7 protein-coding genes are annotated in these 13,558 nt (G+C 68.2%); 1 reads left to right on the top strand and 6 read right to left on the bottom strand.

The genetic code is table 11. From position 1 onward, the window contains the following. Positions 1-161 precede the first annotated feature (161 nt). From AADI75_RS11090 to AADI75_RS11075, 4 genes are all read right to left on the bottom strand, one after another. A complete protein-coding gene (locus tag AADI75_RS11090; RefSeq protein ID WP_341209093.1) occupies positions 162-2,684 on the bottom strand; it encodes a glycoside hydrolase family 3 C-terminal domain-containing protein in 2,523 nt (840 codons plus the stop codon). Continuing rightward, the gene (locus tag AADI75_RS11085; protein ID WP_341209092.1) at positions 2,681-5,266 is read right to left on the bottom strand and encodes a glycoside hydrolase family 2 protein; all 2,586 of its coding nucleotides are present in this window, start codon (positions 5,264-5,266) and stop codon (positions 2,681-2,683) included. The genes AADI75_RS11090 and AADI75_RS11085 overlap by 4 nt, the downstream gene beginning before the upstream one ends. Then, a complete protein-coding gene (locus AADI75_RS11080; protein ID WP_341209091.1) occupies positions 5,266-7,581 on the bottom strand; it encodes a family 20 glycosylhydrolase in 2,316 nt (771 codons plus the stop codon). The genes AADI75_RS11085 and AADI75_RS11080 overlap by 1 nt, the downstream gene beginning before the upstream one ends. Positions 7,582-7,717: 136 nt before the next feature. Next, positions 7,718-10,498 carry a TonB-dependent receptor gene (locus tag AADI75_RS11075; protein ID WP_341209090.1) on the bottom strand — a complete coding sequence of 927 codons (2,781 nt, stop codon included), beginning with the start codon at positions 10,496-10,498 and terminating at the stop codon, positions 7,718-7,720. A gap of 324 nt (positions 10,499-10,822) precedes the next feature. Here AADI75_RS11075 and AADI75_RS11070 point away from each other — a divergent pair, with 324 nt between their 5' ends. Further along, positions 10,823-11,560, top strand: coding sequence for a GntR family transcriptional regulator (locus AADI75_RS11070; protein WP_028965267.1), 738 nt, complete (start codon positions 10,823-10,825; stop codon positions 11,558-11,560). A 105-nt stretch (positions 11,561-11,665) separates the two neighbouring features. Here the strand turns inward: AADI75_RS11070 and nagE are convergent, their stop codons facing one another. After that, complete coding sequence (gene nagE, locus AADI75_RS11065) at positions 11,666-13,366, bottom strand: N-acetylglucosamine-specific PTS transporter subunit IIBC (RefSeq protein WP_341209089.1); 1,701 nt, start codon at positions 13,364-13,366, stop codon at positions 11,666-11,668. After that, positions 13,363-13,558 (bottom strand): hypothetical protein (locus AADI75_RS11060; protein ID WP_341209088.1); only part of this gene is annotated, 196 nt, incomplete at its 5' end. The genes AADI75_RS11060 and nagE, both read right to left, overlap by 4 nt.

Here is a 13,558-nt window from a genome sequence, read left to right as displayed (position 1 = left end):
GGACATGCCGCCGTCTCCACCCACTCCCGTCACCCCGGCGAAGGCCGGGGTCCAGCTACGGAGCGCTGATGATGACGTGCGGCGCTTCATTACAATGGCCTTCCCCACTGGACCCCGGCCTTCGCCGGGGTGACGGGGAAGGGGCGAGGTGAAGGGGAAGATCACTTCGGCAGCTCCACGTCCTGTCCGGTGACCGCGAAGTCGGTCCACGCGCCGGCGGCACTCCCCGGCTGGCCACCGCCGACCCACAGGCGGTACGCGCCCGGGACAATGTGCCGCCGCCCGTCGCGCTCGACCACGCTCATCATCCGCGGGTCAATCGTGAAGCGCGCGGTCGCGCTCTTGCCGGCGCGCAGCGGCACCCGCTGGAAGCCGACCAGTTGCCGTTGCAGCACCGGTGCGGTGAAGCCGCCGCCCGCCACCGCCGGCGGGACCAGATACGCCTGCACGACCTCTTCGCCGTCGCGCCGTCCGCTGTTGGTGACGCGCGCGGTGACGGTCAGCGGCTGACCGCTGGCGATGCTGGCCGCACCGGTCACCCGGTCGTAGGCATAGGACGTGTACGACAGGCCGTGGCCGAACCCCCACAAGGGCGTGCCGGTGAAATAGCGGTAGGTGCGCTCCTTCATCCCGTAATCGACGAACGCGGGCAGGTCGGTGGTCGCCTTGTAGAAGGTGACCGGCAGCCGCCCCGAAGGGTTGGCCGCACCCGTCAGCACGTCGGCGAGCGCGGTGCCGCCAGCCTCGCCGGGATACCAGAGCGCGAGCACCGCATCGGCCAGCTTCGGGTCGACCGCCACCGCGCTGCCGCTCGCCAGCACCAGCACGATCGGCTTGCCCGCCGCCTTGAGCGCGGCCAGCAGGCGTTGCTGCGCGAACGGCAAGGCGATGTCGCTGCGGTCGCCGCCAATGAAGCCGGGCACCTGCACCTGCAACGCCTCACCCTCCAGATCGGGGGAGAGGCCGCCGACCATCACGACGACGTCCGACGCCTGCGCCGCCTTGACCGCCTCGGCTACCAGCGGCTCCTCGGGCGGGAGCCAGAGCAGGCGGAAGGTCTCGTCCGGGCTGCTGTGGTTGAGCGTCAGGTCGAACGGCTGCGGCCGGCCGTCGCTGTCCCATGCGATCTCGACGCGGCCCTTGGCGATCGCACCCTGATGAAGCACGCGCCCGCCGACCGACAGCGTCGCCGTATCGTGGGTCTTGCAATCCTTCCAGCATTGCGCCTGATCGAGCACCAGCCGGTACGCACCCGGCCCTGGCGGGGTCAGCGTGCCGGTCCAATGCGCGACATAGCCCTGAACCGGCAGCCCGGGGGCGGGCGGCACGCGCGTCAGGTCGAGGTCGATGTGGCGCTCGGCACGCTTCAGCACCTCGCGTCCCTCGACGCTGTAGCTGGCGGTTAGGTCCGTGAGCGCGGTTTCCGGGAGCACCACCGGCGCGCCGTCGGCGAGCACCGCGCCCTGCGCATAGGCGACGTTCGCGAACCGCTGCCGCAGGCCCGCCAGCGGCGTGACCGGCTGGACCGCGGTGCCGTGATAATTGCCCTGCAACACGCCGAGATCGTCGGCATTCGCGCCGATCACTGCCAGCTTCGTGGTCGGCGCAAGCGGGAGCCGCTGACCGTCGTTCTGGAGCAGGACGATCGCCTTGCGCGCCGCTTCCAGCGCGAGTGCGCGGTTGCCGGGCGTGTTGATCGCATCGGGCTTGATGGTCGCCCACGGGCTGGTCGCGCCGAACGCGATCCCCAGCCGGCGGCGCGCATCGAGCGAGCGGTGGAGCGCGGCATCGACCTCCGCCGAGCTGACCAGCCCGCGCTGCACCGCTTGCGGAAGCGCCGAATAGGTGTTGCCGCAGTTCAGGTCGTTGCCGCCCTTGACCGCCGCCGCGGCCGCTGCCGCGGCATCGAGCCGGTAATGGTGGAACAGGTGGATGTTCGCGACCGCATCACAGTCCGAGACGGTGAAGCCCGTGAAGCCCCAGTCGCGGCGCACGCGATCGTTGAGCAACGTGCCCGACGCGCACGCCGGGGTGCCGTGGATCGAATTGTACGCGCACATCAACGACTGCGCCTTGCCCTCGGTCACCGCCAGGCGGAACGCGGGGAGATAGGTCGCCTCGAGATCCTGCGGGCTGGGATCGACGTCGAAGCCGTCGCGCCCGGCCTCAGGCCCGCTGTGCACCGCGAGATGCTTGGGGGTGGCGATCACCTTGGGGTGGAGCGGGTCCGGGCCTTGCAGGCCGGTGACGAAGGCCACCCCGAGCTTGCCGGTGAGATACGGGTCCTCGCCGTACGTCTCCTGCCCGCGCCCCCAGCGCGGATCGCGGAAGATGTTGATGTTGGGCGACCAGATCGTCAGCCCTTCGTAGATGCGGCGGTTCGCGCCGACGGGTTGCGCATTGAACTTCGCGCGCGCCTCGGTCGCGACCACGTCGCCGATGCGGTGGACCAGATCGGTGTCCCACGTCGCCGCCATCCCGATCGCCTGCGGGAACACCGTCGCATGGCCGTTGCGCGCGAGCCCGTGCAGCCCTTCGTTCCACCAGTCATAGGCGGGCAGCCCGGCCTTGGCATCGGCGGGCGCGGTGCTTTGCAGCTGCGCTGCCTTCTCCTCGATCGTCATCGTCGCGATCGTCGTCGCGACCGGGTCGGCGGCGGCGCTCGCCAGCAGCAGCCAGATCATTTGCGTCCTCCCAGCGAGCGCAGCGTCAAGGCGCGCTTCAGTTGTGCGGGCGTCGCGCTCGACTCCACGCGGATGGTGCGGCTTTCGCCAGGTAACAGGTCGAAACCGTCGTCGGACGGCTGCGCGGCGGTCGCACCGAAATCGAGCATTACCGCACGCGCCAGCGCCTTGGCGGTGATCGTCACCGTTAGGCCGTCCCAGCGCGCGGAAAGGCCGGGATCGGGCCAGTGCATGTCCTTGGGCAGCGCGCGATCGACGATCCGGCGATCGACGACCCGCCCGGCGATATCCAGTTCGGCGACCGCATAGGCATCCGCCGGCGCGACCGGGCCGAACAGCATGTCGTCGGGCAGCGCCGGCAGTGCGGTCGCGGACAGCGCCGGCAGCGTCGCGGTGCCGGCCCGTTCGTTCAGCACGCGCCCGTCCATCGCGATCGCGCGCACGCGCCACCCGGCGGTCAGCGGTGTCGTGGCGTCCGACACGAGCGTCAGCCGCGTCGCGGCATCCTTGTGCTCCGCGACGATCACCTGATCCGCGAAGAAGCGCCGCGCGGCGTAGTGGAGCAGCTTCCACCGCCCGTTATAATCGATGCTCGACCACGAGATCGCCGGCCAGGTGTCGTTCAACTGCCAGTAGAGCGACCCCATCGTCACCGGGCGGCACGCGCGGTGATGGCGCGCGGCCAACTCGATCGCTTGCGCCTGATTGACCTGGGTCAGATAGACGTAATCGGCCAGCCCTTTCGGCTCGCCCAGCCGCTCGCGGATGTAGAACAGCAACCGATCATTGCCTTCGCCAGCGAGGAATTTCTGGTGCGCTTTCATCACCGGATCGGTCGGCGCGACGTTCAGATTGCCCGCAAAATCCTTGATCGTCGCGAGATCGGGCATCGCCTGAAAACCATATTCCGACATGAAGCGCGGACAGGAGTTCAGGTAATTGGCGACCGGCTTCGACCCGGACCAGACATCCCAGAAATGGCGGTCGCCCGCGGCGTCGGTATCCACCGGGCCGTCGTAATCGGTCGAGGGTGAACCGGGCCAGTACGGCACCGCGGGATCGAAATCGCGCACCGCCTGCCGCAGCACGCGGTCGAACAGCACCGCCATGCCGGTGCCGATCCGCTCCTGCTCATCCGCGCCGACCGCTTTCTTGAACGCCTTGCGATCCGACCAATTCTCCCAGCCGGACAGCACCTCGTTACCGCCAGCCCACAGGACGATCGAGGGGTGTCCGGAGACGCGCGCGACCTGCTGCTCGGCCTCGATGCGGACATTTTCCCGGAAGGCCGCGTCCGGCGGCGTCACCGCGCCGCCGAACATGAAGTCCGACCAGATCATCAGCCCGAGTTCGTCGGCGGCGTCGAAAAAGGCGTCGGGCAGGTAATAGCCGCCGCCCCAGACGCGGATCATGTTCATATTGGCCGACTTCGCATCGGCGAGCAGCCCGCGCATCTTCGCGGGCGTGACGCGCGCCGGGAAATTGTCGAACGGGATCAGGTTCGCGCCCTTGGCGAAAATCGGGATGCCGTTGATTTTGAACCCGAAGGCGCCGTCTCCACGGATCAGCTCGACGGTGCGCAGCCCCACGCGGCGTTCCGTCCGGTCGCTCTCCGCACCGCCTTCGACCAGCGCGCCTGCCACGCGGTAGAGCGGTTGCGCGCCATAGCCGACCGGTTGCCAGCGTTGCGGTTGCGCGATCGTCAACGGGACGGTGACGCGATTGTCGCCGGCGGCAAGCGTCACCTGCTGCTCGGCGGTGACGATCTTGCCGTCCGGTCCGGTGACGGTAGCGCGGACAAGGGCGGAACCGGGGCGATCGGCGAAGATGGCGAAGTTTGCGCCTAGACGGGCTTCGGCATCGTTCAGGGCGACCTGCTGGACCAGCATCCGCTCCAGCCGGGCGTCGTCCCACCCCTCCAGACGCATCGCCTGAGTGGGCCCGATGTTGACGATCCGGGGCCCCCAGTCCCAGCTCCAGTCATATTTGGGTTTGCGGATGTAGGGCGAGGTCTGCTTGCCCTTCGGCTCGTCGCCGAACGCGGAGTCATATTCGCCGGGCAGCGGGTGCGCCTCGGCCAGCACCTTCGGCTGCATAATCCTGATCGGTGAGGCGAAGGTGAGGGTGATCGTGTTGTGGCCCGGCTTCAGAAAGCGCCTGGCATCGACCCGCCATTGGCGGTGCGCGTTGTCGGTGGTCAGCACCTGTTGCCCATTGACCGCGACGGTGGCGAACGTATCGAGCGCATCGAAGACGAGGTCGAGATGGTCGCGCGCGATCTGCTCGGGCGTGAGCCGGAGCGTGCGCCGATATTGCCAGCCGGTCAGCCCGGCCCATTGGATCGCCGCCTCGTTGGTGCCCGTGAAGGGATCGGGGACCTGGTCGCTCGCGATCAGCGCCTGTTGCACGCTGCCCGGCACGGTCGCGGCGAACCACCTGGCGGCGCGCGGATGCGCCTTCGCAGCCTCGGCGTCGTTCGGGTCGATGCGCACCTGCCAGCCCTGGTCGAGCGGCGTCACCGTCTTCGGCGCGGCGACGGCGGCGGTCGAGGCGAGCAGCAGCGGGACGGCAAGCCAGCGCATCAGCGGCGCTCCGTCAGCGTCACGCTGGCGACCGCATAATAAGGTTCGTCGAGCGGCGAGGTGAACTGAAAGCAAATATCCTGATCCCCGGTCATCTTCGGCAAGGTGCCGGTGAAGGTGAGGCGTTGCGGGGCGGTCGCCGGATCGGGCAGCGGGAACGCACCGATCGCAACCGGCCGGGCGGTCGTGTCGCCGGCATCCTGCGCCTTGGTCGCCGCCGCGCAGCCGAACTGGACCAGCAATTCGCCGTGCGGCGACACCGGATAGTGCCGGCGCAGCTTCGGGATGTCGTGGCCCAGCGCCCAGTTGCGCGCCAGCCGCACCACCTCGACCGTATAGCCGCCTGCGATGTCGAGCGGCGCGGCCGGGTAGACCGCGCAGGTGTTGAACAGGTTCAGATTGAACGCCGGCGCGACATCGGTCGCATCCGGGGTCAGCGGCACGCGCAGCCCGAACGGCCCGGTCCCACACGGCGCCAGATTGTCGTTGCCGCGCGTCAGCAGCGCGGCGCGCGCGGTGTCGAAGCGGCGCACCGCCGCGGTCGGCCGACCGGCGGCATCGAAGGCGGCAGCCTGTACCACCACGCCGGGTGTCAGCGACAAGGGGCCTTCATACGCGCGCGACCTGGGCGAGGGGGCGCTGCCATCGGTCGTGTAGCGGATCGTGCCGTAGCCAGCCTGCGTCGCGAGCGTCAGCGGCACGCGGTTGGCGCGCAAGGCGTCGCCGCGTGTGCCCGGCACGGTGAACCCGACCGCGAACGCGCTGTCCGCGACCGTCATGCCGCCGCGCGCCCAGCGCGCCGCCTGCTGTTGCGCGCGCGGCAGAAAGCCCGCCAGGTCGCGCTTGTCCTTCGCGGACCAGGTGATCTCCGCCAGCGCCGCGGCGCGCGGGAAGATGTGGAACTGCACCGCCGCGGGCGTGACGAGATACTCGCTCCACACATTGCCCTGCGCGCCCAGCACATGATGCGCGCGGTCGGCGGGGATGCCGGCGGGCATCGGATCATAGGCATAGACATCGGCCAGCGAACTGACGACGTTCTGCCCCGGCACCTCGCTGTCGAGGTTGCTCTGCACACGATCGAGGTAGAGCGGCGTGCCCGGCGACAGCACCACGTCATGCCCCTGGTTGGCGGCGGCGACTGCCCCCGCTTCGCCGCGCCACGACATCACGGAGGCGCTGGCGGGCAGCCCGCCCTCGAGGATCTCGTCCCAGCCGATCAGGCGGCGGCCCTTGCCTTGCAGATACTGGCCGAACTGCTCGATCATCCAGCCTTGCAGCGCGTCCTCGTCCTTCAGCCCCAGCGCCTTGATCTGCGCCTGCACCGCGGGGCTGCGCTGCCACTGCTCCTTCAGCGCCTCGTCGCCGCCGAGATGGACGTAGGTGCCGGGGAACACGTCGGTTAGCTCGTCGAGGACTTGCTTGACGAACGCGATCCCCTGCGGGCCGGGATTGAACAGATATGGCTCGATCCCCCAGCGGTTGCCGACGGGCGGTTGGTCGCCGAGGATGCCCAATTCGGGATAGGCGGCGACCAGCGCGGTGGCATGGCCGGGCAGGTCGATCTCGGGCACGATCGTGACGCCGCGCTCGCCGGCATAGGCGACCAGCGCGCGCAACTGGTCCTGCGTGTAGAAGCCGCCGACCCGCGTCGTCGACGCGGGGCCGCCGGTCGACGGCGGGGTGCGCCACGCGCCGATCTCGGTCAGCTTGGGATAGCGCTTCACCTCGAACCGCCAGCCCTGATCGTCGGTGAGATGCAGGTGGAGCGTGTTGAGCTTCACCGCCGCCATCTGGTCGACGATCCGCTCCAGCTCGGCGATGGCCAGGAAGTGCCGTGCGGGGTCGATCATCAGCCCGCGCCACCCGAAGCGCGGTGCGTCGTCGATCGTCACCGCTTTGACGCGCACCGGCTGGCCGACGCGTGCGTCGGGGCTGAGCAATTGCACCAGCGTCATCGCACCGTGGACGAACCCGGCCGGGGTGCCGGCAAGAATGCGGATGCCGTCGCGCGCGGCGATCAGGCGATACGCCTCCGCGCCCGTGATGCCGGCGTCCTGTTCGAAGCGGATGCGCGCCGCGCCATCGGTGCTCTCCAGCGTCAGCCCGCGCGCGGTGCGGACATGCGCGATCAACAGTCGTGCGGCGGCGGCGGCGGGGGCGGCGGCGCTGACCGTCGCGCCGTTCGCAATGGTGACGCTTCCCGATCCGTTGACGACCGATTGTGGCAGCGGGAGCAAGGATTGCGCCCAGCCGGGCGCCGCGAGGCAAGTCATCGAGAGTGTCGCAAGCGCGATCGCGAAAGGCCGGGGCATCGCTGCTCCTTGGTTCTGTTTTGGTATTGGCAGGCATCATGCCGCCGCGAGTCCGGCGCGTCCATGCCGCGGCCAAAAAAAATGGGCCCCCGCGGATGCGGAGGCCCAGGGCAGGAATTCAACTAAACAACTGACATTACATACGGAACGTGACGCTGCCGATGAAGGTGCGGCCGTTCTTGTAGAAGGCCGATGGCCGGTCACGCGTGCCGTTGTACTGGATATAGGTTTCGTCGAGCAGGTTCTGTGCGTTGACCGTCAGCGAGATGTTCTTGGTCAACGCCAGCGACGCCGAGGCATCGAGCTGGCTGTACGGCGCGACCGAGTCGAGCGAGTTCAGACGGCTCAGCGCGCGGAAGTACGACGAGCGATAATTGTAGCTGACCCGCGCCTGGAACGGCCCCTTTTCGAAATAGGGGATCACGTTGACGGTATGCTTCGACAGATACGGCAAGTTCAGCGTGCCGGTAACGCCCGGGATCACGTCGGTCGAGCTGTCCTGATAGGCGTAGTTGGCTTGCAGGCCGAACCCGCCCCAGATCTCCGCCTGGCCGTTGACCAGCACGCCGTTGACCTTGGCCTTACCGGCGTTGATCGGGCTGGACAGGCGATAGGTGTCGACCACACGGCCCAGCAGCGAATTGTAGAAGCTCTGGTTCGCGATCGACGTCGACACGATATAATTGTCGATCTCGCGGCGATACAGTTCGAGCGAGAGCAGCGCACCCGCACGCGGATAGAATTCCGCCGTGATTTCGTAGTTCGTCGACTGGTACGGCTTCAGGTTCGGGTTGCCGCCGCCGGCGTCCAGCGTGGTGTCGTTCTGCGAGATCGACGCCGCCAGATCCTGATAGCGCGGACGCGAGATCACCTTCGCCACCGCGCCGCGCACGATGAACTGCGGCGAGACTTCGTAAGCGACGTTCAGCGCCGGCAGGAACTTGAGATAATCCGTCGCGGTGCTGGTGGGGACGGGCACGGGGTTCGGGTTCGCGGCGGTCGGCAGCGATAGCGCATAATAGGAGACGTCGCGGGTATAGACCAGGCGACCACCCAGGTTGCCGCGCAGGCCGCCCTGGTCGAAGTTGACCTGCACGTAGCTGGCGGCGGTCCGTTCCTCGACGCGGGTCGAGGCACCGACCTTGTAGAACAGCGGCGTGTTGATGCTGTTCGCCAGAATGTCGATGACGGCTTCGCGCGGCAGGTTCAGATACTTGGTTGCCGAGCCCGAACCGCCGGTGCCGTCGAAAATCCCGTCCGGCGTGCTCAGCGTCGTGACGCCGAGCTGGTCGCCCAGCTTCGACGAGGTCAGATACGTGTTGATGCCTCGCGAGTCGATCTTGTTGACGTGGTCGGTGATGCGCGCGCCGATCAGGATCTGCTTGAAGAAACCGTCGCCGAGCGGAACGACCGCATCGAAGCCGCCGAAGATGTCGCGATCGGTGGTGACGCTATAGTCGAGACCGCCGATCTGCGCGGCGTTCAGTTGCGCGCCGTTGACGTTGTACGGGACGCCCTCGATCGTGACCGGCTGGTTGCTCGGATTGGTGAAGTAGTTCGCCGGGTTGGTCAGGTCGCCGGTATAGTTGACCTCCGCCGAGTTCGACGAGATCGCATAGCTGAACGGCAGCTTGGTCTGCACGTTGAACAGATATTCGGGGTTCCGCCCGCCGGTCGCCTTGCTCCAGCCGCCGAGGAACGTCACCTTGGCGCCGTCATCGCCTTCCCAATCGGCGAAGAAGTTCAGGTTGTCGGTCTTCAGCTTCGTGGCGCGCACCAACGTGTCGAGCTGTGCATTGCGCTGGCTGGTGGCCGCACCGAACGTGGCGTTGGTGACGACGCCGTTCGAGATCGTCGCCGACTGCAGGTCCGCGCCGCTCCACGCGCCCGGGATGGTGTACATCGACTGGCTGTAGTTGTTGTAGTTGCCGTCGATGTGCAGCCCGTTCAGCGTCAGCGTCAGGTTGCTGGCCGGGCGATACTGCACCGTGCCCGACACGCTGGTGCGTTCGCGCTGCTGCTGGAAATAGGCGTAGTTGATGCCGAACGGCGACGCTGCCTTGTCGAGATCGGCGAGGGTGCCGCCGCTGATCGTCGCGTTCGGGTTCTTCAGGACGCGCTGGCCCGCGGCATTGGTTGTCAGGAACGGGCTGCCCGAGCCGTCGGCATTGTCGTAACCGAAGAATTCGACGCCGGCGCGGACCAGCTGCTGCTTGTCATAGGTGGCGGCGACCAGGAAGCCGAAGGTCTCGTCCTGGTTCTTCCAGCTGTACAGCCCCGAGCCGCGGATGCTGCCCTTCTCCGACCGGTCGTTGTACGTGTAGCCGCCCGAAGCGAACACCGAATTGGCATCCAGCTCCAGCGGGCGACGCGTGCGCACGATCACCGTGCCGCCCAAGCTGCCGTCCTCGAGTCGGGCCTCGGGCGACTTGTAGACTTCGAGGCGGTCGACCAGCTCGGGGGCGAGCAGCGAATAGTTGAAGGTCCGGCTCGACGGATCGTTGTCGTTGCCGCCCCAGTCGGCCGAGGCGAGCGCGTGCCCGTCGAGAAGCATCCGGTTCAGTGCCGGATCGGTGCCGAGGATCGCGACCTTCTCACCCTCGCCGAAGCGACGGTCGATCGAGACGCCGGGGATGTGCGCCAGCGACTCGGCGACGTTGCGATCCGGGAACTTGCCGATGTCCTCGGCCGAGATGGCATCGACGACGGCGTTGGCGTTGCGCTTCAGCTCGATCGCCTGACGAAGACTGCCGGCATAGCCGGTGACGACGATGTCGTCGCCGACGGTGCCGTCGGCCTGCGTGTCGGGCGCGGCGCTTGCCGGCGGCGTGGCGGCGGGCGCCTGCTGCGCCTGCGCGCCGGTGGCGGCGAAGCCGACGATCGCGGTGGAAACCAGCATCATGTGACGCAAGCGCATACCTGAACCCCCTCATAAGCCCGTGGGCCGGGCACATTGATAAAACGGGCGGTGCGTCAGCGTAGTAAGAACTACGAACTGCACCGGTCCTGGACTGGTCTTGTAACCAATTTGGGTCAGCTCGGACATAGGTTGTTACGAAATAGTTTCACGTGCAAAAGCGATTTTTAGCGCTTTGGTCAAAAGTGTGGTTTTTGGGCGACATGGCGATCCGGGCGATCGGACGTCGTGGTGCCCGGCTTGGGGTTGCACGCCGTCGGGCTTGGGGTACGGTTGCCGCCAAGGGAAAGCTCCGCGCTCAAGCGGGGACAGGAAGGAACGCGGATGGCCTTTTCGGACGAGGTGGGACGGTTTCGGGAGGGCAATGCCGCGCCGCTCTACCTCCAGCTGCAACAGGTGATCCGCGAGGCGATCGACGGCGGCATCCTCAACCAGGGCGATGCGATCCCGGCCGAGCGCGATCTGGCGGTCGAGTACGACGTGTCGCGGATCACGGTGCGCAAAGCGATCGGCGGGCTGGTCGAGGACGGCTTGCTGACGCGGCGGCGCGGGGCGGGTACGTTCGTTGCCGGTCGAGTCGAGAAGAGTTTCTCCAAGCTATCGTCCTTCTCCGAGGACATGGCGGCGCGCGGCAAGACCGCGTCGAGCAGCTGGATCAGCCGCGTCGCCAGCACCGTGAACCCGGAGGAGAGCATGGCGCTGGGCCTTTCGCCGGGCGCGCCGGTGTTCCGCTTCCAGCGGATCCGCCATGCCGATGACGAGCCGATGGCGCTCGAGGTGTCGACGATCGCGGGTTATTGCCTGCCGTCGGTCGAGGCGGTGGAGGATTCGCTGTACAGCGCGCTCGACAAGGCCGGCAGCCGACCGGTGCGCGCGTTGCAACGGCTGCGCGCGGTGCCGTTCGGGCCGGAGCACGCCAAGATGCTGGGAGTCGACGCCGGGCATGCCGGGTTGCTGATCGAGCGCCGCGGGTTCCGGCGCGACGGGCGCGCGGTGGAGTTCACGCGGTCCTATTATCGCGGCGACGCCTATGATTTTGTTGCGGAATTGTCGGACCTGTAGTCCACGCCACCGTCATTCCCGCGAAGGCGGGAATCCAGAACCTCTGACGTTCCGGTTCCTTCGACGACCTGCGCGTCTGGATCCCCGCCTCCGCGGGGATGACGATTATCGCGTCAGCACGTCCGCATCCGCCACCAGCAGGTGCAGCGTCCCGTCCGCCGGCCGTGCGACGGCGCGGACACCCAGCGCGCGAAGTGCCGCTCCATCGATGACGCCGCCGGCCACCGCCACGCGCACCCGGCCCGGATGAACGCTCGCCGCCCGCACGTTCGCCTCGCCGCCCAGCGCCGCGAACGCCGCCGCCGACAACACGACCGGTGCGTCTGCCTCCTCCTCGGTCACCGGTGTTGCCGCCATTGCGACCCCGCCCGCCGCCAAGGCATCGCGGATCTCGACCGCGACGACATCGGCGATCGGCCCGAGCACGACCTGCAACGCGGTCGGCGACGGGCGGATCAGCCCGCGCGCGCCCAGCGCCTTGAGCGCGGCATCGTCGACCGCCTGCTGGTCGCGGACGTTGAGCCGCAGCCGTGTCGTGCACGCGCCCACTTCGGTGAGGTTTCCGGCCCCGCCCAGCGCGCGCGCGAAGGCCGCGCCGCGCTCACCCGCGGCGACCGCCACCGGCCCGTCGCCCTCGACCGGCTCGCGTCCCGGCGTCTTGAGGTCGAAGCGCGCGATGAAGAAGCGGAACAGCCCGTAGTAGAGCGCGAAATAGACCGCGCCGACCGGGAGCAGCAGCAACGGCCGCGTCGCGAGCCGGAAGTTCAGCACATAATCGAGCAGCCCCGCCGAAAAGCCGAACCCGAGCTTCACGCCCAGTGCGTCCATCAGCGCCATCGATATGCCGGTCAGCACCGCATGGACCGCGTAGAGGATCGGCGCGAGGAACATGAAGCTGAACTCGATCGGCTCGGTCACGCCGGTCAGCATCGAGGTGAGCGCGAGGCTGAACAGCATCCCGCCGATCGCCTTGCGCCGCTCGGGCAGTGCGGCATGGTACATCGCGAGGCAGGCGGCGGGCAGGCCGAACATCATGACCGGGAAAAACCCCGCCATGAAGGCGCCGGCGGAGGGATCGCCCGCGAAGAAGCGGCGCAGGTCGCCGGTGCTGCCGTGATAGTCGCCCATCACGAACCAGACGATATTGTTGAGCAGATGGTGCAGCCCGGTGACCAGCAGCAGCCGGTTGAGCAGCCCGAAGAGGAACAGCCCCGCGCCGCCGGAGGCGGCGATGCCGTAGCTCAGATGATCGATCCCGCTGGCGATCGCGGCAAAGCCGGTACCGATCACGACCGCGAGCACGAGGCCGGCGAGCCCGCTGACGATCGGCACGAAACGCCGGCCGCCGAAAAAGGCGAGATATTCGGGCAGCGCGATCGTCGCGAAGCGGTTGTAGAACAAACCGCCGACCAGCCCGGAGAGAATGCCCACGGGGACGTCGAGCCGTGTAATCGCCTTCGCCTTCCACGCCGCGACCGCCAGATCGACCGACGGGCCGGTCAGCCCGGCGGTGACGTCGGGCGGGACGACCAGCAGCACCTTGGCCGCCTCGGTCGCGACGAGGAAGCAGACCACGCCCGCAAGACACGCCGCGCCGTTGCCGTCGCGCGCGAAGCCGGTCGCGACGCCGATCGCGAACAGCAGCCCGAGGTGCGAGAAGATCGCGTCGCCGGCCGCGCTGACGAACGCGATGTTCAGCAGATCGGGCTGGCCGAGCCGCAGCAACAGGCCGGCGATCGGCAAGACCGCGATCGGCAGCATCAAGGCGCGGCCGAGCGGCTGCAGGGTGCCGAGGATCGACTTCATCGCGCAAACTCCCGAGCGAGGCGGCGGACGGCGGCGGCGTCCGGGCAGGCGAGCGCCGCGCGCGCATGGTCGCGCGCCGCCGACAGATCGAGCTCGCGCACCAGCGCCTTGATCTCCGGCACCGCGGCGGGCGCGACCGACAATTCGGTGACGCCGAGCCCGAGCAGGATCGGCACCGCGAGCGGATCGGAG

The organism is uncultured Sphingomonas sp., from assembly GCF_964021865.1.
Classification (GTDB): Bacteria; Pseudomonadota; Alphaproteobacteria; order Sphingomonadales; family Sphingomonadaceae; genus Sphingomonas.
The sequence above is the reverse complement of the archived record's forward strand: the minus strand, read 5'-3'. Positions and strand labels throughout refer to the sequence as shown.